Below are 23,410 nucleotides of genomic sequence, written 5' to 3'. Positions count from 1 at the left end.
AAAAATGGCTAGAATCTGCCAACACCCAAGCGTAGTTGGGAGCTTTCTAGTAACTGCTGTTCCTCCATTTCCGTTAGTTGTCCTTCAAATTGGTCGGAACGGATTTCGTAGGGACTATAGTCTCCCTCGGCATCGATATCCCCTTCTCCCCCCACGCCTCCCAGCCAAAGGGCACTATCCTTGGGCAAAATACCGGCCAAATCCGCCGCACTGCCTTCCGATTGGGGCAAGGGATTAAGATTTTCTTCGGTCATCATTTGGGCTTGGGCTGGCCACACTGAACTAACGGCGATCGCCATTAGCCCTAAGGTTATGGTAGTTTTTCGTGCGACGGTAATCATATTTTGCTCCTAGGATCTCAACTCGGTGCTTTGGTGTTATTGATTTTCACTCCCCACCAGGGCCTTAGTTAGTCCCTAGTATTTAGTATGGACGATTTGCGAACTGGATTTCTAGGGGTTGGCACAAAACTTATTCAACTGCTACTAATCCCTATTCAACCCCATGGTGTTGGTAAAACAAATTCACTGCTTCGGCTAAATTGTCCACAATAAAATCCGGTTGATAACGTTCCAATTGTTCCCGGTTACGAATGCCAGACAAAACAGCGATCGCCGGCAGATTGCCCCGCTGGGCCGCCAAAATATCCGCTTCGGTGTCCCCCACCATCCACACACTATCCGCCGGAGGTAATTCCGCTAGGGCCCGTTCCATCAACCGGGGTTTATCGTTAGTGTCGCCGGTTTTGACATAATCATTAGCCAAACAATAACGGCGATCAATGGGAAAAAAATGGTTAAAGTGATTGCGGTCTAGGGCTTCTTGCAGTTCACTTTCCCGCCGCATGGTCATTAGCACCAGATCAATGCCTCGGTCTTTGATGTCCTGTAATATTTCCTCCACTCCAGCCAGGGGCTGGTCATAGGGTAAATAGGGCTGGCTATGGACGGTGCGATTGCGGATAGCGACAAATTCTTCCGTTTGCTCCTTAGTTAAGCCAGAGTCCAGACCAATCTGTGCCTTGGGCACCTTACTCCGTTTCCTTTGCCAAAATTCTGCTTTACTCAATACATTAAGATCTTGTCCAGGCAATTTAACCTGCTCAAGACAGTACTGATAGACCTGATAGTACCGATCAGAAACATCCATAATCGGGCCATCACAGTCGGTAATCAGTCTCAGCATGGGGAAGAAAGAAAAAGCAACAGTCCAAATTTTAACCGTAATTTGTTCCACAGTCCCGAGCTTCTGCACCATATTAGCCACAGCAAAAACCCCGACAGTCCAAAGTTCATATCCCTGGCGATCGGGGTCTAACTAGTTGGCAATTGTTCAAAGAACTAGAATTTCCGAGTAATGGAGGAAAAACTAGGGCAGTGAGGACTTAACCGCGCATTTTCTGGGCCCAAACTTTGGTGGGTAAGCCCCAAATATAGATAAAGCCTTCCGCCGCCTTATGGTCGAATTGGTCTTCCATGCCGTAGGTGGCCAATTCCGCATCATAGATGGAGTAATCGGATTTACGACCGGCAACGTTGGCATTGCCCTTGAAGAATTTCACCCGCACCATGCCCGTAACCCGTTCCTGGGTTTTGACAATAAAAGCATCCAGGGCTTCTTTGAGGGGGCTGTACCATAATCCCCGGTAAATTAACTGACTATAAATTTCTTCGACGGTGTTTTTATAGTGGGTAACATCGGCGGTTTGGGTCAAACTTTCCAGATCCCGGTGGGCATCAATTAAAACTAGCAAAGCCGGAGCTTCGTAAATCTCGCGGGATTTAATCCCCACCACCCGGTTCTCCACCATATCCAAACGGCCTACCCCGTGGTTCCCCGCAATTTCGTTCAGGCGTTCCACCAGGGTAACGGGGTCTAGCATCACCCCATTCAAACTAACGGGAATACCTTTTTCAAAGCCGATGTCCACATATTCCGGTTCATCTGGGGTGTCGGCGATCGCCTTGGTCATCAGATAAATTTCTTCCGTGGGCTCGGTCATGGGGTCTTCCAGAGGCCCCGCTTCAATGCTACGGCCGAGAATGTTGCGGTCAATGCTGTAGGGGGAAGACTTTTTCACGGGGGATTCTACGCCATACCGTTCCCCATAGGCGATGGTTTCTTCCCGGCTCATTTTCCATTCCCGGGCTGGGGCCAACACCTTCAAATTGGGGTTTAGGGCCATAATGCTGATATCGAACCGCACTTGGTCATTGCCCTTACCAGTACAACCATGGGCCACCGCATCGGCACCGTATTTTTCCGCCGCTTCCACCAGCATTTTGGCAATTAAGGGCCGGGCTAGGGCTGTGGAGAGGGGATAACGGTTTTCGTAGAGAGCATTGGCCTGGATAGAACGAAAAGCATACTCCTTAACGAATTCTTCCTTGCCGTCAATAACCAAGGATTCTACCGCACCACACCGCAGGGCTTTTTCCTGGATCGGCCCCAGTTCATCCCCCTGGCCCAAATCCGCCGCGAGGGTAATAACTTCCTCAACGCCCCATTCGTGCATCAAATAGGGAATACAAACCGATGTATCTACCCCACCGGAATAGGCGAGAACGACTTTCTTGGCGCGACCCATACTGCTTTTACCTGAAGAACTGGTTCAATGTGCCATTCTAGCAGTAATGTCTTGGTCAGAATTGTTTGTTTTAACACTGCCGAAATCCTTTGCCTCGGCTATCTGTCAGGGGTTTTGCCTAGCCCGTTGAATCTCACACCCCATCGAATGTCAAGCTTTCCAGATAGAGCGTATCAAAACTGAGATCGACTCCGTTTGACCATTCCACGGACCCAGAAGCAACCTTTGCAGAGCTAATTTTTACTATGGCTGAGCACTACCCGATAATGGGCTTTGCCGCTTTCTAGATGGGCGATCGCCTCGTTGATCTGATCAAAGCTAAATTGTTCCACCACGGGTTTAATGTCATGGCGCACAGCAAAGTCCAACATGGTGGCAATGGTGGCGGGACTACCCACTGGGGAGGCAGAAACGGAGCGTTGTCCCATCAAAAGGGGAAAAAGATTTAGATCCAAAGGCTCCAACACCACCCCAACAAAGTGGAAATGTCCCTGGGGCGCCAGGGTGCTGATGTATAAGTTCCAGTCAAGCTTCAGGTTCACAGTGGAGATAATATAGTCAAATTTGCCTTCCGCACTGGCGATCGCCTCTGGATTGGTGGAATCTAGTATGTGGTGAGCGCCCAATTCCAACACTTCCGTTTGCTTCCTGGCACTGGAGGTAAAGGCAGTCACTTCACAGCCCCAGGCCCGGAGAAATTGCACCGCTAAATGGCCCAAGCCCCCAATGCCGATCACTGCCACTTTTGCAGTGGGCTTTAAACTCAGTTCCACCATAGGACTGAAAACGGTAATTCCTCCACAGAAAAGGGGCCCGGCACTGGCTAGGTCAATGCCTTTAGGTAATTTCACCACGCTGACTCCCTTGGCCCGAACCCGATCGCCAAAGCCACCGTAGTGGCCCACAATGGTCGATTCCGCCGTGGCACAAAGGTTGTGGTAGCCAGATAAACAACTATGGCAGGTCATGCAGTAGCCCGAATGCCAACCCAGCCCCACTAAATCCCCCACCTCAACATGGTTCACCCCTTCGCCCATGGCGGCCACAGTACCCACCACCTCATGACCCGGCACTAGGGGGTAATTGGAAATGCCCCATTCGTTATTAATCATGGACAAATCACTGTGGCACACCCCACAATACTGCACCTCAATCTCCACCTCATTAGCACCCAGGGCACCGGGGTCGTATTCAAAGGGTTGGAGTTTTCCGTTGGCTTCCAGGGCAGCGTAGGCTTTAATCATGGGTAATAGAGTTTATTAGTTTTATCCAGATGGGATCTAACGGAGGTGTGGAGGTTGGGGCGTCACCGAATAACCCAAATTGTAATGGATTGACCAGCCATGGAGCCAATGTTGTATTGACGGTTACCCCAACTTTCAAGATTGAACCCAACTGCTACCATGGAGCCTAGTAATCACCAATTATTTTCAGTAAAGTTTTATGAGTGACTTAATTGTTATCGGCTACGATGATGAATACAAGGCAGAGGAAGTACGCCTTGCCCTGGCCAAGCTACAAGTAGAGCATTTGATCGAAATGGAAGATGCCGCCGTTGTGGTCAAAGACGAAAAGGGCAAAGTCAAGCTCAAGCAAGCCATTAATCTCACCAGTTCCGGCGCCGTTAGTGGCGGCTTTTGGGGTTTATTGATCGGTATTTTATTTTTCAATCCCCTGTTGGGAGCTGCGGTGGGAGCTGCCAGTGGTGCCTTGGCCGGTGCCCTCAGTGACATTGGTGTAGATGACAATTTTATGCGGGAACTGGGGGAAACCATGTGCCCCGGTAGTTCGGCCCTATTTGTCCTAGTCAAAAAAGTTACCCCCGATAAGGTTTTGGCCGATGTGAGCAAATACGGCGGTAAAGTGCTGAGAACTTCCCTTTCCCAGGATGAGGAGTCTCAGTTACAGGCAGTGCTCGATCGCCATGGTTTATTGGATGGCGTCCCAGCGGCGGAATAGGTCTGGTTTATGCCAGCGCTTTGAGAATAGAAGTTTTGCCATGACCCATCTTGTTCGAGCTCGGTGGGTTTTTTATTATTTAATTGATCGTTAGGATCATTGCGATTTAAGTGGATTGACTGAAAAATTATGGTCAATATTTTCAGAATTTGGGCGATCGCCGCCAATGGTTTTCGGGAAGTTATTCGGGACCGAATTCTTTATGTGATCGGATTTTTCGCCATTTTAATGGCCTTAGCCCTGCGGATCCTGCCAGAAATTTCCGTTGGGGCGGATGGCAAAATTTTCCTCGACCTCGGTTTAGCGGCCACTTCCCTGTTGGGGGCGATCGTGGCGATTTTTGTCGGTACAGGTTTGATTAACAAAGAAATTGATAAGCGCACGGTGTTGGTGCTCATTCCCAAGCCCCTCAGCCGCAGTGAGTTTATTATCGGCAAACATCTGGGATTATCGGGGGTGCTGACTGCCATGTTGGTGATTATGACCAGCATTTACTTGGTCATGTTGGCCTGGGCCAAAATCCCCTTTTCCCCCACTGCCATTCTCATTTCCCAAGCTTTTCTGTTATTAGAATTAGCAGTTCTCACGGCGATCGCCATTTTATTTGGGGTATTCACCAGTTCAATTTTGGCCACCCTGCTCAGTTTTGGGGTGTATTTTATGGGGCATATCAGTCGTGATTTGCTTAAATTGGGGGAAATTACCAAAAATGCCAACATCGAAACCCTGACCAAATATCTCTACCTGGTATTGCCTAACCTGGAGAGATTTAACCTGAAAAATGAGGCGGTGTATGGAATTCTGCCCGCCAGCGGTGAACTTTGGGCGAACCTTCTCTATGGCATTCTCTACATCGTGCTGATGCTGACCCTGGCAAATCTGATTTTTGCCCGCAGACAGTTCTAGACGTTTTTTAAATCTTCGAGATTTTTTCGTCAAAGACCTTGGCAATTTCTCTGATATGCCGGAGGTCAGAACCACAACAGGCCCCAAAAACATTGGCTGAAGGGACTTTTTGTTTCAGCGTCCAATAGGAGTGGGCCAATTCCACCGGGTTACCAATGTCGAGAAAATTTGCTTGATCTAACTGGGCATGACTACGACGGGAAGGGTTACAGCGAAAACCCCCCAAGCGACTCAGCCAAGCTTCTTCTCTGATTACGGCACGGAAGTGGTCGGGATGGGCGCAATTAACCATAAAGTATGCCGCTCCCTGATTGGTAGCTTCATCAACAATGGCGATCGCCTCCGACAGGGCCGTCCCCGTAGGCAAGCGACCGTCCGTTTCCACTGTGAAAGAAATGGAGACGGGTAAGGAAAATTCTTGGCTAGCCCGGACAATACCGATCGCCTCATTAACGCTAGTCAGGGTAAATGCTCCCAATAGATCGACTCCGGCCTCCGCTAACCAGCTAATTTGTTGCCGGTGATAGACTTGGGCTGCCTCCGCATTGCTGAAATGTTCGCCACCATAGGCATCTCCACAGGGACCAATCAAACCATTAATTAGCAAGGGCTGGATCTCGTTAACATAAGCCTGTTTTAGTGCCCTGGCAAATTCCACCGCTCGAAAATTAGCCTGCCGAATTTCTTCCAGGCTCACCCCCAACTCTTCCGCAAAAAATGGTTGAGCCCGCCAAGTGGGTGCGTCGATCAAAAAGCCAAATTGCTTTTCTTTGGCCAAATCTAAGAAACCATGGAAGTAGTTCTTTAACGCTTCCCGTCCCAGGGGATCGGACAGTAGGGTATGGGCAGCAAAGGCAGGTAGATCAAAACCTCGGTTGAAGATCATTTCCGTTTCCAGGCCACCGTCCAAGAGAAAAATTTGCTCACATTGGTGGGGAAGATTGGTCATTTTGACAGCTAATTTATCGTTAGCAATTATGGTTTTTACGAGGAAGGGGGAGGGAGAGAGCGTCGAGCTTTCATGGCCGCAAGGGTTGCTTCCACCGCCTGTTGTTCCTCCCACTGCTCAAATTTTTTATCTAGCGGGGATGGGGGAGGGTTGAGCAATTCCCGTTCCGCTTCCAACTCCAGGATTTTGGTTTCAATTCTCTCAAATAAACTACTGGCACTGGCATTGTCCAAATTGCCCGCAATCTCTTCAATTTTTTGGGCGGCGATCGCCGATTTTAAGCGGGCGAGGTAAAGATTTTTCTGACTTTTCAGCTCCAGATATTTGCGCTCCAGCTTTTGTAATTGTCCCCGCACCTGTTCCACCAGGGCCCGTTGTTCCCCGAGGGATTTACCTAGGGCTTCCGTATGACTCTGATAGGACTGTCTTTGCCCAAGGGCCTCCCTAGCCAATTGCTCATTACCCCTATCCAGGGCAGCCTGAGCCTTTTCGTACCAGCGTTGGGCAATTAACTGCTGAGCATCTCTCTGTCGTTCCGTACTTTTAAAAGTAGCAATGGTTTGGGCCAAGGCCCGCCGCAATTCGATCAGCTCCAACTCCATCTCGCCCAATAGACGTTCGAGGAGATCCTCCGGCGCTTCCTGTTGCTGTTGCCAATGGGTTAACTGGGATTTCAACACCCGTCCAACCCGATTAAAAAGTTCCATGACAAAGAGGGCCAACCCTAATAGGGAGCCTGGTTAAGGCTTTCCAATTCCTGCACTAACTGTTGGGTGGCGGGGTTAGTTTCCCGCTCACTAGCGCTTCCTCCCTGATTATAAGTTCTTGTCACTTGATGAAAGTTTTTTTGATTGGGAGATTGACTACTGGCAACGGCACTGGGGGCAGATCCACTGGGCAACTGTTGATACATTTGCGACTCCACAGTGGCTCCACCGGCAGAGGAGGAACTAGGGGCAGCACTAACCTGATTACCGTAATCGGCCCTGGCCACTGGCGGTGGGGAAACAATCCCATTACCAATGCCCGTATTTATCGGCGGCGGAGGGGGAGGGGGTAAAGGAGGGGTGGGGGCCTGACGGATAGGTTGAATGGCAATGGTGGGCAGTGGCTGCCCTGAAGGCACGGATTGGGGAGGGGTAATGGCACCGGGAACGGCGGCTGTGTAACCAGGAGCATTTAAATAGGGGCTGTAGCCGGCCATGGGCACTGGCTGGGCCTGGGGAACCATTGCGGCGGGAGGGTTACTTGGCACATTCTGACTGGCGATCGCCTGGGGAGCAGAAGGAGCCGTAGGTTGAGGATCTCGTACCACAGCCATTTCGCTGAGCTTTTGTAGATTGAGTCCAGGGCCAGCATCGGCCACTGGAGGTAAGCCAGGAGGAATGGGGGGCAAACCGTCAAAATGGGCGATCGCCATCGTCGGTCCCGGCGATCGAGCCGTCAAACCATAAATTGTTAACAGTCCATTGGCCACCACCAACATCAACAACCCCGCCAAACTCCAAGGGGTAAATAAACGGGTAAGAACTTCTTCCGCAGGATGGGTGCCCTGTACCTCTTCTTGGGGGACTGGGCGGTCAATAAAATTAAACTCAAAACTTCCTGTTGCTTCTAGGGGCGGCTCTAGGGCGGCCAAGCTAGACTCCCCTGGGTCATAGCTCACCCTAGGGCCAGTTTCCTCCTCGGCCATTAGCTCTGCTTGAATGTAGTCAGACTCACTGGCAGCGAAAGAGGATTTATCAAGGGCGGAGTAGTCAGTCATGGCGAGGCCACCAAGCAACGGCGGTTTATTCAGGTTAGGGCAAAGTCAAACAAGCTTAGAACTATGGAGGTGTGAGTCTGAGCGATATTCTAGCCCAGGGATGGTCCCAATTGGCATCCCTAACAATGACCAGGAGTTAATTGACCTAGTTCCTAGGTATGATTCACCCTTGACTGTTATAAACCTCTAGCCAGCAGAGCGGCAGTGAAGGGAATTAGGGCCAATCCAACCAATTCTCCCCGAATCAACCACCGCAATACAGACACTTTGCCTTCCTCCAGCACGGGAGCCTGGCGATCGCGTAGGGCTTTAATCCACATCAAAAACGAGAAAGTGGGATAGAGGGAAAGTAACCCCACCACGATGAATAGTCCCACTTTGGCAAAGAAAATATGATGACTCAGGTAATAATCCGTGCCTTTGCCAAAATACATCACCCGCAAAATTCCCGTAACCAAGACGGCCGTGGCGGACAGCCCATAAACGGCATCGGCAATGACCAATCGCCAGGACTCCTCCAGATTAGGGTCTTTTTTCAAAGTCAGGGCCTCCGTAACCAATGCCCCAAAGGCAACCATAAAACTGAGGTAATGAATATACGCAACGGTGGCACTAATCCACATAAGTTAACAAGACCAAAATAGTTTAGCTTTTGAAGATTGTTGGCCAAAAATTGAAAATTATCAAACCCACCAGGGTTTCTCTCCCGTGCGGGGATCCAGGTCTGTCCAAGGGGAAATGAAAATTTGATCATCTACCACGGCCACCTGCACTATTTTCAAGGGCAAAGGAGCGGGCCCCCGGGCCACAGAGCCGTCGGGATGGTAGCGGGAACCATGGCAGGGACATTGAAATTCTTGATCATTGCCATTCCAGGGAAAAGTACAACCCAGGTGGGTACAACTATCAACAATGCCGATACTGTCGAGGCTACCGTCCTCTTTAACAATCAAATAGGTGGGATCACCAGCCAAACCAGCCACTAAAGCCCTGGTGCCGGGAGCTTCCGCCAAAATTTGGGAAGCAGGGATGGGGTTACCCAAAACATCCTTGGCAATAATGCCTCCTCCGGCTCCACCTTTTTCAGCCGGGGGCACAAAGAATTTCCCCATGGCGTAGGCTCCTGCACTGGCGGTGACAGCAACGGTGGTGCCAGCTAAAAAGTTGAGTAATTGACGACGGGAATAGGAAGGGGGGGCGATCGCCTGTGTGTTATCCATGATTAAATTAGTGCTAAATAGGGTGAGAAAAGAACAAAACAATGTGAGCAGTAACAGTCAAAATACGGATCTATTTGGTGCTAATGCCGAGCAATTTATACAGCCCACAAAAGCCAAAAGTAGCGGAAAATAGCATCAATCCGCCTCCGGCAGTAAGTCCAAGTCCCAGGCTAGTGCCGGAGTAGAAAAAAAGACCAAGATAGAGCAGAGCTGAAGCAATAACTAAGCGAATCAAACGATCAATGGAACCCATGTTAGTAGCCATGATTATAATCTCCGTATGGGGGATGGAAAAATTTCTTCCTAAGATTAATTGAAATCCTTACGCAATTAAGTAAAGGATAAAATATTGAAACTATTCTTCTTGTCTTTACTTTTTTTATTATAACAATAAATTTTTGTTAAGGGGGTAATTTAACTATGCACAAAGGAAGATTTCGTCGGATTCATTAATCAAGCTTTGGCAATTGCTTCCCCTGCCGCTTGCCAGCCAGTAAAACTAGGAGAAAATGCCAGAACATTTTCGTAGCCTAAAAGGTTTAAAGCCATCATCGCCATGGCGGAACGGTAGCCAGTGGAACAGTAAAAAATAACCTTTCTGTCTGGGGGAATCTGTGCCAGATTATGGCTTAAAGTCCGCAAGGGAATATTGATTGCTCCGGGAATATGTCCAGCTTGATATTCCTTAACTTCCCTCACATCCACTAAGGTAGTTTTTGCATCATCTAATCGTTTTTTCAGGGCTGCCGGTGTACGAATAGCATAATAATTGGCAGGGATAGAATCTAAAAAGCTATCGATCGCCAAATCCATTGTTTGAGTCTGGGGATTGAGCTCTGAATTCAGCAAGGGAGGAGAACCTGCCGCCAGGGTCGGCGGGGAAAAAAACCCCATTAAGCAAAGAGAAAAAACGAGAACAGTAAGGTAGCGGAAAACAATTGATGCCATGGAAATGGAATAATTAAATTCGATTGTGGTTTACTTTTGTCCCAATAGCTGAATTAGGGCGGCTTTCCCTTGATGGTAAGCTCCCTCATCTAAATTTCGTTCCAAATTGTTGGCAATTAGCCAATTCAAACTCGGCAATTCACTCTGCAACGTTTCCAACTTAGGCAATAGATCTAAATCCTTTGGGCCACCGGTGTTGTATTGTAATTGTTCTGGAGCAAAACCTTCTAAAATAAACACTCCACCAGGTTTTAAGCCTTGATAAACTTTGGGATAAAGTTGTTGTCTTAAACTAGAAGGTAAATGGCAAAAAATGGAAACAATGCCTTCCCAGGCATCCGCGACAATGTCAAAATCGGCTAAATTACTCTGGACAGTGGTAATTTTTACACCTTTTTCCTGGGCTAATTGTTTTGCTTTGGCTAAACCGACCGAAGATTGATCCACCGCGGTCACTTCATAACCCAAACTTGCTAAAAAACAAGCATTACGACCTTCTCCTTCTGCTAAACAAAGAATTTTTCCCTGGGGAATTTGATTGGCCACACTGACCAAAAAATCATTCGGTTCTGTACCGTAAACATATTCTGACTGGCTAAATCTTTCATCCCACATAGTTTTTTCCCATATTTTTCTTCATATTCCTTTAATAAAGCCAAGGAATCAGCTTTTTCACCTGGTCTCGATAATTGCCATAGTCGTTAAATTTATCTTGGAGCCAAATTTCTTCCCGATTAGCTTTGAGATTAAAAAATATAAATAACACCACTGCTCCGATTAAATGGGTCAAACTCCATTGCCAAAAGCCATAGGCGATCGCCAGAAAAACCACGCCGCCGTAGAGGGGATGACGGACCATGCTGTAAATACCAGTGGTGACCAATTGACTATCCTTTTTAGGATGGGGCAAGGGAGTCAGATTTTCCCCTAAATGCAGACCCCCCCCAATCAGCAAAACTGCCGCAATCATGCCAAAAAACAGAGTACCAGCCCAGGCAATCCACTGATTTTGTTCAGCTAGTAACTGTAAATTAGTAGGAGTATAAACCGGTAACAGTACAAATCCAACGGAGAGAATTGTTTGCCCAAGTACCCAATATTCCCCTTTTTTGCCTTGCCACCAATCAGTGGAAAAACCCCAGTCCCTAAATTGATTCATTACATTTCACCCTAGAAATAGACTTAAACTTTACTGGCTTAACTTTAACCTTGGACCATAAAAGGCACCCCATTGCGAGAGTGCCCTTGATTAACCAAATGAAACGAAGTCTAACCGAAAGCAGTTATGGCAATGGCACTAGCCTTCAATGGCGGGGGCGTTCAGGGCCACCATTTGGGCATCACCGGAAGCTAAATCCAAGGGGAAATTGTGAACGTTGCGTTCGTGCATCACCTCAAAACCAATGTTGGCACGGTTAATCACATCGGCCCAGGTGCTCACGGGACGGCCTTGGGCATCCAGAATGGATTGGTTGAAGTTAAAACCGTTGAGGTTGAAAGCGAAACAACAAACTGCCAAAGCGGCAAACCAGATGCCTACCACTGGCCAAGCTCCCAGAAAGAAGTGGAGAGCCCGACTATTGTTAAAGGAAGCATATTGGAAAATTAAGCGACCAAAGTAACCGTGGGCAGCAACGATGTTGTAGGTTTCTTCCTCTTGACCAAATTTGTAACCTTGATTTTGGGATTCAACTTCTGTAGTTTCTCGAATTAAGGAAGAAGTAACCAAGGAACCGTGCATAGCGGCAAACAAAGCCCCACCAAACACCCCAGCTACCCCTAACATGTGGAAAGGATGCATCAATACGTTATGTTCCGCTTGCAGCACCAACATGAAGTTAAAAGTACCACTGATGCCTAGGGGTAAACCATCGGAGAAAGAGCCTTGACCAATGGAATAGATTAACAAAGTAGCAGTGGCAGCGGCGACGGGGGCGCTATAGGCAACACAGATCCAAGGACGCATTCCTAGACGGTAAGACAATTCCCATTGACGACCGAGATAACAAAAAATCCCAATTAAAAAGTGAAAAACAATCAATTGGTAAGGGCCACCATTGTAAAGCCATTCATCGAGGCTATGGGCTTCCCAAATGGGGTAAAAGTGCAAGCCAATGGCATTGGAACTGGGCACTACGGCGGCAGTGATGATATTGTTACCGTACAGTAAAGAACCAGCAATGGGCTCCCGAATGCCATCAATATCCACCGGGGGAGCGGCGATGAAAGCGATAATAAAACAGGTGGTAGCGGTTAACAAAGTGGGGATCATCAACACCCCAAACCAGCCGATGTAAAGGCGATTAGAAGTGCTAGTAATCCAACAACAGAACCGTGACCACAGGCTTTGTTCCTGTAATCCTAATTGGGTAGTAGTCATAGCGAATAATTACGAAGTAAGATTTTGGGTTTAAGCTTGGATTTGATTTTGCTTGTTATTTTGGTGATAAACTATCAGCTAAATCCAACTCAACCAGATAGATAAAGGGGGATTAATAATGCGAGATAATTATTGGCATTGATTAACTTCCCTTGAATTTCAGATTAATAATATTTCTTTAAAAAAACAAGATGGTTTCTCAGATTGCAGTTGGTTTCCAAAGGTAAAAAAAAGATTTTAATAGGAAAAAATAAATCATTAAAAAATAAAAATTTTTCTCGTAAATGCCAGATCAAGCCATTTTTCCCCGATCGCCCCATTGGCCAAAGGAACAAAATACTGCCTGGTTGTGGCCCCATGGAGCCCAGGAGTTACCTGGTAAGAATCAGAGTTTAAGCGGGACATAGCCTGATATCGTTAAGGCTGGCAGGCACAATCTCGATTCTTTGGTGTCCTATGACCCCATCCCCGGTCCTCAATCTCCTTGTCAGTAACGATGACGGCATTTTTTCCCAAGGGGTACGTACCTTGGCCAACACCCTAGTCGCCGCAGGCCATGAAGTCACAGTGGTCTGTCCTGACCGGGAAAGATCCGCCACCGGCCATGGTCTGACCCTCCATCGACCCATTCGAGCGGGCATTGTGGAGGATGTTTTTGATCCTCGCATCAAGGCTTGGTCCTGTTCCGGTACCCCCGCTGACTGTGTGAAGTTTGCCCTCCATGCGGTGATGCCCCGTTATCCGGATTTTGTCCTTTCCGGAGTTAACCACGGTGCTAACCTCGGCACTGATGTTTTATATTCCGGTACAGTTTCCGCCGCCATGGAAGGGTTGATCGAGGGCATTCCTAGCATTGCTTTGAGTTTGGTCAGTTTTACCGCCACCGATTTTCAGCCCGCCGCCGACTTTGCCAATTGCTTTGTCCAACACCTCTGGCGATCGCCATTGACGGAACCGACCTTATTTAGCATCAATATTCCAGCGGTACCAGCGGAGCAGATTGCCGGAGTTAGACTCACCCGCCAGGGACTGCAACGCTATAGCGAAACCTTTGAAGAAAGGTATGATCCCCGGGGAAAACGCTACTACTGGCTAGCGGGGGAAAGGGTAAAAGAAATTCCCCAACCAGACTATCTCCGTCTCAACCGCCGCATTCCCACTGATGTCCAGGCTAGCCAAGATAACTTCATCACCATTACCCCATTGCAATATAATCTTACGGATATCAACGGAGTTAACATTATTGAAAAAACTAATTGGCTAGATCATCTAAACTTTGATTGAGTTCTCTTCTTAAATATCTGCTTCTTCCGTGATACTCTTAATACTCAATAACATTATTAAGTTATATGTCTGCTTATCTGTTTAATCAAGAAAATGAACCGGATGAAAGCGATAGCATAACGCTCTACGATGAAGCGGGGCGGCCTTTAGATTGCTACGTGGAAAACTCCCTCGAACAAGAGGACGCTCAATACTTATTATTGATGCCCGTTGACATCCCGGTGGTAATTATTGCCTGGGAAGAAGATGACGATGAAACAGAAGATGCTGAGGCAATTTTACTAGAGGACCAAGAAGAAATTAGTGGCATTTTTGCAGATGCTAAGGCCGTACTGGCAGAATTAGATTTGTCGTTGAAGTACACTGCCTACACCCTCACCGTCAGTGGTGAACTGCCCCCCATTGAAGATGAAGATATTCTCACCCTGGAAATTGAAGGGAACGATCCGGCTGGGGAAATGGAAGAGGAAGAATTGCAATTCCTGGCTAGTTTTTACCACGAGGAAGAACGCTATAGCATTTACACTCCCCTAGCGCCTTTATTATTTCTTGCTAAAGCCATTAGTGAAACACAAATTGAGTTGGTGCACCCCGACAATGATGAACTCAAACATATTCTAGAAGAGCTTTTATTTGAAGATGCGGACTAACCATTTGGCGATCAATGCAAGGGGAAAAAGCAGGGGGGTCTTGGGGGAGTTAGAATAGAAGACTGAGCATTTTGACCCAAGGCAGACCATGGCGGAAACGTACCTCTTAGACAAACTAGCTTCTGTGGAGCAGACCTATCAGGAATTGACTAGGATGCTGGCGGATCCGGACATTGCCACCAACCCCGATGAATTGCAACGGGTAGCCAAAGCCCGCTCGTCCTTGGAAGAAACAGTTGATACCTACGAGACTTGGAAAAGAAGCCAGGAAGATTTAAAAGGGGCCCGACAAATTGTCAAAGAATCTGGCAATGACCCAGAAATGCGGGAAATGGCCCAGTTGGAAGTGGAGGAACTGGAAAATGCCATTGGGGAGTTGGAAAAGCGCCTAACTATCCTCCTTCTGCCCAAGGACCCCAACGATGAGAAAAATATTATGTTGGAAATCCGCGCCGGCACCGGGGGAGATGAGGCTAGTATCTGGGCTGGAGATTTAGTACGTATGTACACCAGGTATGCCGAAAGTCAGGGTTGGAAAGTGAGTCTGCTGAGTGAGTCCTTAGCAGATATGGGAGGCTTTAAGGAAGCCATTCTGGAAGTTAAAGGGGACCGGGTTTACAGCCAGTTGAAATTTGAAGCAGGGGTGCATCGGGTGCAACGGGTGCCGGTGACGGAGGCTGGGGGTCGGGTGCATACCTCCACGGCTACGGTGGCCATCATGCCGGAAGTGGATGATGTGGAAGTAAAAATTGATCCCAAAGACATTGAAATGAGTACGGCTCGCTCCGGTGGAGCCGGTGGACAGAACGTTAACAAGGTGGAAACGGCGGTGGATCTGTTCCATAAACCCACAGGTATTCGGATTTTTTGCACCGAAGAACGTTCCCAACTCCAAAACCGTGAACGGGCGATGCAAATTCTCCGGGCCAAGCTCTATGACATGATGCTCCAAGAACAAAATGATGCCATCAGTTCCAATCGGCGATCGCAGGTGGGTACGGGTTCCCGTTCGGAGAAAATCCGCACCTATAACTACAAAGATAATCGAGTTACCGACCACCGCTTGGGACGCAACTTTGATTTAAACACGGCTCTGGAAGGGGAAATTCACACTATCATCGAGTCTTGCATTTCCCAGGATCAACAGGAGAGACTGGCGGAATTGGCGGAAGCTACCAACAATTAATCAAAGATCAAAGTGAAGTAGTTCTTTGGAGCTATTTAACTACCAACTGGGACAAGGTGAATATCCCCCAACAGACAATCTTGACTAGCACCGGTGACTAGGGGGACATTACCTGGAAATTGCTCCTGGAAACGCCAATAGGCCAGCACCGCAAAGGCGATCGCCTCTTTGAAATCGCTGTTCAGACCAACATCGTCGGTGCGCTGAATTTTTGTGTTGGAGCCTAAGTGATATTGGAGCCGCTCCCTCAGATAGAGGTTATGGGCACCACCGCCACACAGTAACAGGCGATCGGGCAGTTGGGGTAAAAATCTTTGGTATTCAGTCACTACAGAGCGGGCCGTAAATTCTGTCAGAGTGGTCAAAAAATCGGTTTCATTCAAGCCATGGCGCTGGGCTTCTATCCAACAGTTATCGAGGTACAACGCCCCAAACAATTCCCGCCCGGTGGATTTAGGCGGATATTGCTCGAAAAAGGGTTCTTGTAACCATTGGTCTACCAGTTCTTGGCGGGGCTTACCCTGGGCCGCCCATTGTCCCCCCTGATCATAGGTTTTTTCTCCCTGGGTAAATTTTTGCACTGCCAGGTCAACTAGGACGTTGGCGGGCCCCGTATCCCAGCCACAAATTTTTTCCTGCCAATTTGTCTGACTGCGGGGAGGGAGATAGGTCACATTACCAATGCCACCTAAATTCTGCACACAGCGGTGTTCATTTTGATGGCTCAACAGGCAGACATCGATTTTAGAAACTAATGGTGCTCCCTGGCCCCCTGCGGCAATGTCCGCCGCCCGAAAATTACTCACCGTGGTAATGCCTGTCAAATTGGCGATCGCCTCTCCCCGGCCCAACTGCCAACTGTAACCGAGGGAAAAGGCTTTCTCTGGATTGGGGGGACGGTGGAAAATAGTTTGGCCATGGGAACCAATGAGATCCGCTGGGGGCAAAGATTGTTGAATTTGCTGGGCCGCCTGGGCAAATTCCTTGGCAATACTGTCATCCAAAAAGGCGATCGCCTCCGGACTAACGGGAGTTCCTGCACACAAAGCTAAAATCTCCTGGCGCAATGCATCGGGGTAAGGGTAGGTTTCCCCCCGCAACAAATCAACCTTGAGGTCTAATCCAGACCCACTAATGTCGACTAAACAGGCATCAATGCCATCCACGGAAGTGCCACTAATTAAACCAATGCAATACAATGTCCTGCCCCTAAATGTTTGGATGGTCGGAATTAATCAACTTTTATTTTATTTTTCTTTGCCTGGGTTTCTGCTCCGAGAGTAGCTATGGTGTTGGGAGTTTTTCCAGATTGCCCGATCTCACCCATCCTTCTGTGCCTCCAGACAGCCTCAACTTAGACCATTCCCCCTGGGTTGCCAGCACCACCACTTCGTCATTGTAGTTGATCGTAGCAAGGGAATCAGACTCCCGATCTGGCTCGGTACGAACATTCAAGCCTCCATTCCAAATTACCTTGGCTTTATAGGCCCCAGAGGGAAGTTCCTCTGTGGGGGAAGGGGAAGGACTTGGTGACGGTGATGCTTGGGGCGATTCTGTCCCTGTGGGGGAAGGCTGGTCATCTTGGGGCTGACTTTGTTCTTCGGGAAATAAAGGCTTTTCCGGACTGGCCGCAAAACGATTAAAAACCAGATAACCGGCTAGGGAAATTCCCCCCACAAACAAGGTTACCCCCAAAATAAAGCCGATGAAAAACTGTAACAGCCCAGACAAACCTTTCATACTGGTCAACACATTTACGTAACAATGCTGAGTTATCTTAGCGAATCGCTAATCGTTTCTGACGTAATTCCCGCTTTTGTATCGATGGATTCGGAACAGATTAGGTTCCTTTGTCAATGGTTCAATCGGCGTAACTATAGGGATCAGCCGGAGTTGGCACCACTTCCACCGACTGAGCTTCCACCACAACCTGACGCTTTTCTGCCCCTTGTCTGCCCTGATCCGCTGAGCTGGGTAAGGTTGCGGCCACCATTTGTCCTTGGATGGTTAGCCAAGTATCGGGGGGATATTGACTACGGGAACCTTCTAAACGGACCGTCAAAGCCACAGGATAAGCGTCCACTGCACAGCAAGTCAGAATGAAGCGGCTAATGAGGAGGTAGTTATCTGGCAAGTATTCAGGGTGAACGACAAAGCCAGTTACATCAACCTTTTGGCCGGCGTAAACGTCAGGCTCTGGATAGGCGCTGATGGTGCGGACCCAGTCCACTAGGGTGCGATCCTCCGGCTTAATCTGGGAGGCAAAGCTGGATATCTGGGTTTGGGTGGGGGGCAAAGTCATACTAATGCCCCGTTGGATGGCCAATTGACTGCTGAAAACGGACGGAGTAATAAAAAGCCCCATCACAGCGGTAACTAACAACAGGGCAGTGCCCAGTCCTAGGGGTAAAACCGTTACGTGGGTCACACTGTCTTGGTTACCATTGCCACTGCGGCGGGCTCTCTTTAACCAACGTCTGCCGGTTTGAAACAATCGCAGGCCGCCCAAAAACAATAGGACGAACCCCGTCACTGTCACCAACCCAAAATAGTTGGGATGAATGAGTAAACCCAATTCCCCAGAAAAAGAGTACTTGAGCATCAAAATCCCCCAGGCAAGAATGCCCAGGCCGTCCAATTGATCCAGGACAGACCGGAGGGGGGCAAACTTTTGGCTCAGGGATTTTACTGCTTTAACGGGAGCGGTCATGGCTATGGTGCGAGGAAAGAAACTGGCCCTAGATTACCGTGCCGTCGGCGATCGTGACATTTTTAATCACTACTACGATGCCATTGCGGATGTAAAAACCTAACTCTTCCCGGTTAGCCTCCTGGACATTTTCCTTGTTGACAATCATGACGTTTTTGCCGATGCGGGCATTTTTGTCGATGATGGCTCGGCGGATAGTGGTGCCGGAACCTATGCCAGCGGCAATTTCCCCCCGGGCTTTGAGGGTGTCTCGTTCTGATGAAGATTCGTAGAAATCATTGCCCATCACCAAAGTATCCTCAATGGTGCAATCAGATTCAATGCGACTGCGAATGCCTAAAACTGAGTGGTGGATGCGACATTGCTTAATCATGCAACCTTCCCCGATCATGGATTCCGTCACGGTGGAATTCAACATTTTGGTGGGGGGAAGATAACGACCCCTGGTATAGATGGGGGCTTTTTCGTTATAAAAACTAAAGTCGGGACTAGGTTGTTTGGTCAGGGCTAAATTAGCCTCATAGAAGGCTTCAATGGTACCAATGTCTTCCCAATAGTCATCAAAGAGATAGGCTTGCAGATTGTGATCACTGGCTGAATCAGGAATGATTTCTTTGCCAAAGTCCGTTGCCCCTTCATATTTTTCCAGGAGGTTGTGCAATACTTCCTTCTTGAAAACGTAAATGCCCATGGAGGCAATGTAAGGATTAAGCTTAGCCTTCTCCGCACTTAGGCCCAAAACGCTGGTGTCCACCTGCATGGCCCGGAGGGCTTCCCCCTGGGGCTTTTCAGAAAAGTCAGTAATTCTGCCCTGGGCGTCGATTTTCATTAAGCCCAGCTCGGGTGCCTTTCTGTCATCCACGGGCACAACGGAAAGGGTTATGTCGGCATTGGTTTCCCGGTGTCTTTTAACAAATTGGGCGTAATCCATGCGGTAGAGATGGTCGCCGGACAGAATAAGATATTCATCTACGTCCCATTCCCTAAACAACCAGAGGTATTGCCGTACCGCATCAGCAGTGCCCTGAAACCAATCAGGATTATCTTTGGTTTGTTGGGCGGCGAGGACTTCCACAAATCCTTCTTGGAAGCCGGAAAAATTATAGGCCCGGCTGATGTGACGGTTAAGGGAGGCGGAATTAAACTGGGTAAGGACGTAAATTTTAACGATTTCTGAGTTGATGCAATTACTGACGGGAATATCGATGAGGCGATACTTTCCGGCCAAGGGAACTGCGGGTTTGGCTCTGAGTTTGGTTAAAGGATAGAGGCGGGTCCCGGCCCCACCGCCCAGGATAATCGCTAAGACACGTTTCACAAGCAGACCTCTCGATTGCCAACAACACACTTCGAAGTCAAGTTTAGAACCGAGGGGGACATCTGGAAAGGGAATCTGGACGGAAATTCCGGCTAACCAGCGGGTTTTAATGCCCCAAGCAAGAATGGCGATCGCCGTTGGGATTCGGAGCTGAGTTGTCAGATCACTGTGGGGGTACGGATAACCGAAATGGCAAAGGTCGGAAACTGCCGCTGAGTAAACTGTCCCTGGCTTCGTATGATGATGGGGTTACCCCCATTGCTGGGGCGCTGGGCAAATCTGGGGAGCTGACTAGGTTCCTGGAAGTTTTGCTAATCCACTAAATTTCCTAACAATCCTAAACATTAAATCTAAAGACCTATGGCAGTACTCGAAAAAGGCAATATCACAATCCATACCGAGAATATTTTCCCGATTATTAAAAAGTCTCTCTACACTGACCATGAAATCTTTTTAAGGGAATTAATTTCCAACGCCGTTGATGCCATTAGTAAACGGAAAATGGCTGCTTTTGCCAGCGACGGCTCTGGAGAAGTGCCCGATCCCCAAATTACACTGGTAGTGGATAAGGTGAATAAAACCCTTTCTATTACCGATAACGGCATTGGCATGACCGCCGATGAAGTGAAAAAGTACATCAACCAAGTGGCTTTCTCCAGTGCGGAGGAGTTCATTGAAAAGTTCCAAAAGTCTGCCAATGATTTGATTGGTCACTTTGGTTTGGGTTTCTATTCCGCTTTCATGGTGTCCCAAAAAGTGGAAATTGACACCCTTTCTTACCAAGAGGGGGCCCAGGCGGTGCATTGGAGTTGCGACGGTTCACCGGAATTTGAACTGACGGATTCCGATCGTCAGCAGGTAGGAACCACAGTCACCCTAACTTTGCTGGACGATGAACAGGAATATTTGGAGACTGGTCGCATCCGGCAATTGGTGAAAACCTATTCTGACTTTATGGCAGTGCCCATCCGCTTTGAAGGGGAAACGCTAAATAAACAGCGGGCCATCTGGAAGGAATCACCCCAAAATTTAACCAAAGAAGATTACCTGGAGTTTTACCGCTATCTTTACCCTTTCCAGGAAGATCCCCTGTTGTGGGTGCATTTAAACACCGATTATCCCTTCTTGCTCAATGGTATTCTCTATTTTCCCAAATTACGCCCCGATGTGGATGTGTCCAAAGGGCAAATTAAACTTTTCTGCAATCAAGTTTTTGTCAGTGACCATTGCGAAGAAGTCATTCCCGAATTTTTGATGCCGCTCCGGGGGGTAATTGATAGTCCCGATATTCCCCTCAACGTTTCCCGCAGTGCCCTCACTAATCACCGCACTGTGCGTCGCATTGCTGATTACATTGCCAAAAAAGTTGGCGATCGCCTTAAATCTTTGTACGACGAAAATCCGGCAGAATATCTCAAATGTTGGGAAGACATTGGTACCTTTGTCAAATTTGGTTCCCTGCGGGAAGATAAATTCAAACAACAAGTAGAAGATTTATTGCTCTACCGCACCACCTATAAAGCCACAGCAGAAAGTACGGAACCAAAGGTAGAAGTTCTGACCGAAGATGGTGATGCCTGGGCTGAAACTAACCAGAGTGACGGGGTTAATCCCTACGAAAAAGAAGGTTACACCAGCCTGAAACGTTATTTGGAACGCAATAAAGAACGCCACGAAAATCGAGTTTTTTACTGCACCGATCAAGCTACCCAAGCCACCTATGTGGAACTGTATAAAAACCAGGGTATTGAGGTCCTATTTATGGATTCTTTCATTGACACTAATTACTTCATTCCTTTCCTAGAAAAAGAATACAGTGACGTCAAATTTTCCCGGGTAGATTCAGAACTGGATCAAAGTTTGATTGAAGAGGATAAAGCCAGCGACATTGTGGACCCCGCCACCAACAAATCCCGCAGTGAGCAAATCAAAGAAATCTTTGAAAAGGCCCTCAATAATCCCAACATCAACATCAAAACCCAATCATTAAAATCCGACGATCCCCAATCTACCCCTCCAGCCATGGTACTTCTACCGGAAGCCATGCGACGCCTCCAGGAAATGACTGCCATGATGCAACAGCAGGCGATGGCTTTCCCGGAACAACATGTGTTAGCCATTAACACCAACCACCCCCTAATTAAAAACATTCTTTCCCTCAGCCAAGGCGGTATTGTCACTGGCAGTGGGGAATCTCCCTCAGCAGAATTAGCAAAATCCCTTTGTCAACATGTTTATGACTTGGCATTGATGGCCCAAAAAGGTTTTGATGCGGAGGGCATGAAAGGTTTCATTGAACGCTCTAATGCGGTATTAACCCGTTTGACCAAACAGTAAATTATCCATCAAAACAGCATCCTGTCAATAGGTTGTAGGGTAGAAGTCAGTTAATCCTATTTGCTAAGGGGTTCTCTCTTCTACCTTTTTTAGTCCTCTACAGTTAATCAAACAGAAAGTGCTGAGATATGATCGGGTTAATGTTTAGTATCAGCGAAGATGTTCTTAATTTCCAACTTATCACTCTTCTATCAGTGTAGGTGGAAAGGTAAAATAATTGGAGCAATAATAAGGTCTCCTAAAGCCATTACTGCCTTCTTCAATCTGTCAAATAAGCAATGGAAGTTTTTCAATAACTGAGGTGTATAAATCACCGTCATCCACGGCTTTAATAAATTAAAGTAACATAATGGCTGAATTATTAATTTCATGTTGTTAAGTATGTTTTTCCATCCACTTTTTTGATTCCACCAAGGATGTTTTTGTATATTCTGATAAGCTATCTCCCTAGTCTGTTTTGATTTGTTTAAGGAGTTATCATGCGGAGGCAAATTTTCTATCTGAAGACTTACCATTAAATATACGCTCATCACTATTTCCCGCCATTTTTCTATTCTGGAATAGTCCATCATTCTAAAATCTGCCCACCCCAGTTCATTCTTTATTTGCTTTAATCCATACTCTATCCAGTTCCTTGCTCCATATAAGTTACCCACTTCTTTATATTTTATTTCTGATACTTTTGTCATAATAAAATACGTTGAATTTGACGGCATTTTCTCCTTGTTATCCGTTACTTGCTAATATCTTTTTTCCCCTCTCCTTCCATAAATAATTTCTCTCACGTATCTTATTCGTATCTTACTTCCGACTTTCCACTTGCAAATTCTCTCTCAAATTTTCTCCATTTGTTCGCTCTTACTCTTTCCTCTTTCCCAAGCCAGACTCCATGATCACTCCTTATAGCTAGTACATATTCTAGATTTTCTTTTTCTAATACTCTTACAAAGTTCTCGCTGCTCTCTCCATATTCACTATATGCTAATACTACCTTTATAGTCATTTCAATTAACGATGAGAGAATTTAATGTAAAATTATGGAGTGTACAAAATGAACAGGTTTAAACAATGGCTTACAGTTTAGATTTAAGGCAAAGGGTAGTAGCTTATATAGAAGCTGGAGGAAAAATAACTGAGGCTTCCAAGATATATAAAATAGGAAAAGCCTCGATATACAGATGGTTAAATAGAGTAGATTTAAGCCCAACAAA

The 23,410-nt window shown here is 47.4% G+C and carries 26 protein-coding genes and 1 pseudogene; 8 read left to right on the top strand and 19 right to left on the bottom strand.

The genetic code is table 11. The features are described 5' to 3' along the window. Positions 1 to 8 precede the first annotated feature (8 nt). The 4 genes from H6G46_RS10725 to H6G46_RS10710 all read right to left on the bottom strand — a co-directional run bounded on the left by H6G46_RS10725 (position 9) and on the right by H6G46_RS10710 (position 3,831). Positions 9 to 341, bottom strand: a complete 333-nt coding sequence (locus tag H6G46_RS10725) for a hypothetical protein (protein WP_010874323.1) — start codon at positions 339 to 341, stop codon at positions 9 to 11. Positions 342 to 492: 151 nt separating this feature from the next. Then, positions 493 to 1,185: an HAD family hydrolase gene (locus tag H6G46_RS10720; protein WP_242021175.1), complete on the bottom strand. Its 693-nt coding sequence runs from the start codon at positions 1,183 to 1,185 to the stop codon at positions 493 to 495. Positions 1,186 to 1,384: 199 nt separating this feature from the next. Then, positions 1,385 to 2,587, bottom strand: coding sequence for an argininosuccinate synthase (gene argG / locus H6G46_RS10715; RefSeq protein WP_010874321.1), 1,203 nt, complete (start codon positions 2,585 to 2,587; stop codon positions 1,385 to 1,387). A gap of 233 nt (positions 2,588 to 2,820) precedes the next feature. Beyond that, on the bottom strand, positions 2,821 to 3,831 hold the full coding sequence (locus tag H6G46_RS10710) for an NAD(P)-dependent alcohol dehydrogenase (RefSeq protein WP_010874320.1): 1,011 nt from the start codon (positions 3,829 to 3,831) through the stop codon (positions 2,821 to 2,823). Positions 3,832 to 4,030: 199 nt separating this feature from the next. Here H6G46_RS10710 and H6G46_RS10705 point away from each other — a divergent pair, with 199 nt between their 5' ends. After that, positions 4,031 to 4,546, top strand: coding sequence for a DUF1269 domain-containing protein (locus H6G46_RS10705; RefSeq protein WP_010874319.1), 516 nt, complete (start codon positions 4,031 to 4,033; stop codon positions 4,544 to 4,546). Positions 4,547 to 4,675: 129 nt separating this feature from the next. After that, the gene (locus tag H6G46_RS10700; protein WP_010874318.1) at positions 4,676 to 5,452 is read left to right on the top strand and encodes an ABC transporter permease; all 777 of its coding nucleotides are present in this window, start codon (positions 4,676 to 4,678) and stop codon (positions 5,450 to 5,452) included. Between the two features lie 7 nt (positions 5,453 to 5,459). Here H6G46_RS10700 and H6G46_RS10695 read toward each other — a convergent pair whose 3' ends face one another. From H6G46_RS10695 to psbA, 10 genes are all read right to left on the bottom strand, one after another. Next, the gene (locus H6G46_RS10695) at positions 5,460 to 6,401 is read right to left on the bottom strand and encodes a homocysteine S-methyltransferase family protein (protein ID WP_020861876.1); all 942 of its coding nucleotides are present in this window, start codon (positions 6,399 to 6,401) and stop codon (positions 5,460 to 5,462) included. Between the two features lie 35 nt (positions 6,402 to 6,436). Next, positions 6,437 to 7,108 carry a PspA/IM30 family protein gene (locus H6G46_RS10690; protein ID WP_010874316.1) on the bottom strand — a complete coding sequence of 224 codons (672 nt, stop codon included), beginning with the start codon at positions 7,106 to 7,108 and terminating at the stop codon, positions 6,437 to 6,439. Positions 7,109 to 7,125: 17 nt separating this feature from the next. Beyond that, on the bottom strand, positions 7,126 to 8,166 hold the full coding sequence (locus H6G46_RS10685; RefSeq protein ID WP_010874315.1) for a hypothetical protein: 1,041 nt from the start codon (positions 8,164 to 8,166) through the stop codon (positions 7,126 to 7,128). Between the two features lie 176 nt (positions 8,167 to 8,342). Further along, the gene (locus H6G46_RS10680; RefSeq protein WP_010874314.1) at positions 8,343 to 8,789 is read right to left on the bottom strand and encodes a DUF2214 family protein; all 447 of its coding nucleotides are present in this window, start codon (positions 8,787 to 8,789) and stop codon (positions 8,343 to 8,345) included. Between the two features lie 60 nt (positions 8,790 to 8,849). Continuing rightward, positions 8,850 to 9,386: a cytochrome b6-f complex iron-sulfur subunit gene (gene petC, locus H6G46_RS10675; protein WP_010874313.1), complete on the bottom strand. Its 537-nt coding sequence runs from the start codon at positions 9,384 to 9,386 to the stop codon at positions 8,850 to 8,852. A 70-nt stretch (positions 9,387 to 9,456) separates the two neighbouring features. Then, positions 9,457 to 9,651 carry a DUF2892 domain-containing protein gene (locus tag H6G46_RS10670; protein ID WP_020861878.1) on the bottom strand — a complete coding sequence of 65 codons (195 nt, stop codon included), beginning with the start codon at positions 9,649 to 9,651 and terminating at the stop codon, positions 9,457 to 9,459. 188 nt (positions 9,652 to 9,839) lie between these two features. After that, a complete protein-coding gene (locus H6G46_RS10665; protein WP_010874312.1) occupies positions 9,840 to 10,334 on the bottom strand; it encodes a rhodanese-like domain-containing protein in 495 nt (164 codons plus the stop codon). A 30-nt stretch (positions 10,335 to 10,364) separates the two neighbouring features. Next, on the bottom strand, positions 10,365 to 10,949 hold the full coding sequence (locus H6G46_RS10660; protein ID WP_010874311.1) for a class I SAM-dependent methyltransferase: 585 nt from the start codon (positions 10,947 to 10,949) through the stop codon (positions 10,365 to 10,367). Positions 10,950 to 10,980: 31 nt separating this feature from the next. Further along, the gene (locus tag H6G46_RS10655) at positions 10,981 to 11,493 is read right to left on the bottom strand and encodes an isoprenylcysteine carboxylmethyltransferase family protein (protein WP_010874310.1); all 513 of its coding nucleotides are present in this window, start codon (positions 11,491 to 11,493) and stop codon (positions 10,981 to 10,983) included. A gap of 138 nt (positions 11,494 to 11,631) precedes the next feature. Then, on the bottom strand, positions 11,632 to 12,714 hold the full coding sequence (psbA, locus tag H6G46_RS10650; protein WP_010874309.1) for a photosystem II q(b) protein: 1,083 nt from the start codon (positions 12,712 to 12,714) through the stop codon (positions 11,632 to 11,634). A gap of 284 nt (positions 12,715 to 12,998) precedes the next feature. Here psbA and H6G46_RS18670 point away from each other — a divergent pair, with 284 nt between their 5' ends. The 4 genes from H6G46_RS18670 to prfA all read left to right on the top strand — a co-directional run bounded on the left by H6G46_RS18670 (position 12,999) and on the right by prfA (position 15,834). Next, positions 12,999 to 13,121, top strand: a complete 123-nt coding sequence (locus H6G46_RS18670; protein WP_256366306.1) for a hypothetical protein — start codon at positions 12,999 to 13,001, stop codon at positions 13,119 to 13,121. Between the two features lie 49 nt (positions 13,122 to 13,170). Next, complete coding sequence (gene surE / locus H6G46_RS10640; RefSeq protein WP_010874308.1) at positions 13,171 to 13,998, top strand: 5'/3'-nucleotidase SurE; 828 nt, start codon at positions 13,171 to 13,173, stop codon at positions 13,996 to 13,998. Between the two features lie 65 nt (positions 13,999 to 14,063). After that, on the top strand, positions 14,064 to 14,648 hold the full coding sequence (locus H6G46_RS10635) for a DUF3727 domain-containing protein (RefSeq protein ID WP_010874307.1): 585 nt from the start codon (positions 14,064 to 14,066) through the stop codon (positions 14,646 to 14,648). Positions 14,649 to 14,736: 88 nt separating this feature from the next. After that, positions 14,737 to 15,834, top strand: a complete 1,098-nt coding sequence (gene prfA / locus H6G46_RS10630; protein WP_010874306.1) for a peptide chain release factor 1 — start codon at positions 14,737 to 14,739, stop codon at positions 15,832 to 15,834. 35 nt (positions 15,835 to 15,869) lie between these two features. Here prfA and H6G46_RS10625 read toward each other — a convergent pair whose 3' ends face one another. The 4 genes from H6G46_RS10625 to H6G46_RS10610 form a co-directional block, all read right to left on the bottom strand. Next, positions 15,870 to 17,033, bottom strand: a complete 1,164-nt coding sequence (locus tag H6G46_RS10625; RefSeq protein WP_020861882.1) for an anhydro-N-acetylmuramic acid kinase — start codon at positions 17,031 to 17,033, stop codon at positions 15,870 to 15,872. Positions 17,034 to 17,118: 85 nt separating this feature from the next. After that, positions 17,119 to 17,574, bottom strand: a complete 456-nt coding sequence (locus H6G46_RS10620; RefSeq protein ID WP_020861883.1) for an SH3 domain-containing protein — start codon at positions 17,572 to 17,574, stop codon at positions 17,119 to 17,121. A 121-nt stretch (positions 17,575 to 17,695) separates the two neighbouring features. Beyond that, positions 17,696 to 18,544 carry a TIGR03943 family protein gene (locus tag H6G46_RS10615; RefSeq protein WP_010874303.1) on the bottom strand — a complete coding sequence of 283 codons (849 nt, stop codon included), beginning with the start codon at positions 18,542 to 18,544 and terminating at the stop codon, positions 17,696 to 17,698. 28 nt (positions 18,545 to 18,572) lie between these two features. Beyond that, complete coding sequence (locus H6G46_RS10610) at positions 18,573 to 19,892, bottom strand: glucose-1-phosphate adenylyltransferase (RefSeq protein WP_010874302.1); 1,320 nt, start codon at positions 19,890 to 19,892, stop codon at positions 18,573 to 18,575. Positions 19,893 to 20,222: 330 nt separating this feature from the next. On the opposite strand from H6G46_RS10610, the gene htpG reads away from it, so the two are divergent. Then, a complete protein-coding gene (htpG, locus tag H6G46_RS10605; protein ID WP_010874301.1) occupies positions 20,223 to 22,199 on the top strand; it encodes a molecular chaperone HtpG in 1,977 nt (658 codons plus the stop codon). 367 nt (positions 22,200 to 22,566) lie between these two features. Here the strand turns inward: htpG and H6G46_RS10600 are convergent. Next, positions 22,567 to 23,196, bottom strand: a pseudogene (locus H6G46_RS10600) (IS701 family transposase); the annotation flags it as partial. Positions 23,197 to 23,267: 71 nt separating this feature from the next. Between H6G46_RS10600 and H6G46_RS10595 the strand changes: the two are divergent. After that, positions 23,268 to 23,410, top strand: a 143-nt coding sequence (locus H6G46_RS10595; protein ID WP_190759821.1) for an IS630 transposase-related protein, incomplete at its 3' end; no start/stop codon positions are given.

Origin of the sequence: Synechocystis sp. FACHB-908 (assembly GCF_014698595.1) — a bacterium.
In the GTDB taxonomy this organism is placed as follows: domain Bacteria; phylum Cyanobacteriota; class Cyanobacteriia; order Cyanobacteriales; family Microcystaceae; genus Synechocystis.
This window is presented reverse-complemented; position numbering and strand designations above follow the sequence as displayed.

Bases quoted from the DNA above. Each gene is read 5' to 3' on its own strand.
- H6G46_RS10705 (WP_010874319.1), top strand. From the start codon at position 4,031: ATGAGTGACTTAATTGTTATCGGCTACGATGATGAATACAAGGCAGAG.
- H6G46_RS10710 (WP_010874320.1), bottom strand. From the start codon at position 3,831: ATGATTAAAGCCTACGCTGCCCTGGAAGCCAACGGAAAACTCCAACCC.
- H6G46_RS10720 (WP_242021175.1), bottom strand. From the start codon at position 1,185: ATGCTGAGACTGATTACCGACTGTGATGGCCCGATTATGGATGTTTCT.
- H6G46_RS10700 (WP_010874318.1), top strand. From the start codon at position 4,676: ATGGTCAATATTTTCAGAATTTGGGCGATCGCCGCCAATGGTTTTCGG.
- H6G46_RS10635 (WP_010874307.1), top strand. From the start codon at position 14,064: ATGTCTGCTTATCTGTTTAATCAAGAAAATGAACCGGATGAAAGCGAT.
- H6G46_RS10725 (WP_010874323.1), bottom strand. From the start codon at position 341: ATGATTACCGTCGCACGAAAAACTACCATAACCTTAGGGCTAATGGCG.
- prfA (WP_010874306.1), top strand. From the start codon at position 14,737: ATGGCGGAAACGTACCTCTTAGACAAACTAGCTTCTGTGGAGCAGACC.
- H6G46_RS10695 (WP_020861876.1), bottom strand. From the start codon at position 6,401: ATGACCAATCTTCCCCACCAATGTGAGCAAATTTTTCTCTTGGACGGT.
- htpG (WP_010874301.1), top strand. From the start codon at position 20,223: ATGGCAGTACTCGAAAAAGGCAATATCACAATCCATACCGAGAATATT.
- H6G46_RS18670 (WP_256366306.1), top strand. From the start codon at position 12,999: ATGCCAGATCAAGCCATTTTTCCCCGATCGCCCCATTGGCCAAAGGAA.
- H6G46_RS10670 (WP_020861878.1), bottom strand. From the start codon at position 9,651: ATGGCTACTAACATGGGTTCCATTGATCGTTTGATTCGCTTAGTTATT.
- psbA (WP_010874309.1), bottom strand. From the start codon at position 12,714: ATGACTACTACCCAATTAGGATTACAGGAACAAAGCCTGTGGTCACGG.
- H6G46_RS10620 (WP_020861883.1), bottom strand. From the start codon at position 17,574: ATGAAAGGTTTGTCTGGGCTGTTACAGTTTTTCATCGGCTTTATTTTG.
- argG (WP_010874321.1), bottom strand. From the start codon at position 2,587: ATGGGTCGCGCCAAGAAAGTCGTTCTCGCCTATTCCGGTGGGGTAGAT.
- H6G46_RS10615 (WP_010874303.1), bottom strand. From the start codon at position 18,544: ATGACCGCTCCCGTTAAAGCAGTAAAATCCCTGAGCCAAAAGTTTGCC.
- petC (WP_010874313.1), bottom strand. From the start codon at position 9,386: ATGGATAACACACAGGCGATCGCCCCCCCTTCCTATTCCCGTCGTCAA.
- H6G46_RS10660 (WP_010874311.1), bottom strand. From the start codon at position 10,949: ATGTGGGATGAAAGATTTAGCCAGTCAGAATATGTTTACGGTACAGAA.
- H6G46_RS10690 (WP_010874316.1), bottom strand. From the start codon at position 7,108: ATGGAACTTTTTAATCGGGTTGGACGGGTGTTGAAATCCCAGTTAACC.
- H6G46_RS10665 (WP_010874312.1), bottom strand. From the start codon at position 10,334: ATGGCATCAATTGTTTTCCGCTACCTTACTGTTCTCGTTTTTTCTCTT.
- H6G46_RS10685 (WP_010874315.1), bottom strand. From the start codon at position 8,166: ATGACTGACTACTCCGCCCTTGATAAATCCTCTTTCGCTGCCAGTGAG.
- H6G46_RS10655 (WP_010874310.1), bottom strand. From the start codon at position 11,493: ATGAATCAATTTAGGGACTGGGGTTTTTCCACTGATTGGTGGCAAGGC.
- H6G46_RS10680 (WP_010874314.1), bottom strand. From the start codon at position 8,789: ATGTGGATTAGTGCCACCGTTGCGTATATTCATTACCTCAGTTTTATG.
- surE (WP_010874308.1), top strand. From the start codon at position 13,171: ATGACCCCATCCCCGGTCCTCAATCTCCTTGTCAGTAACGATGACGGC.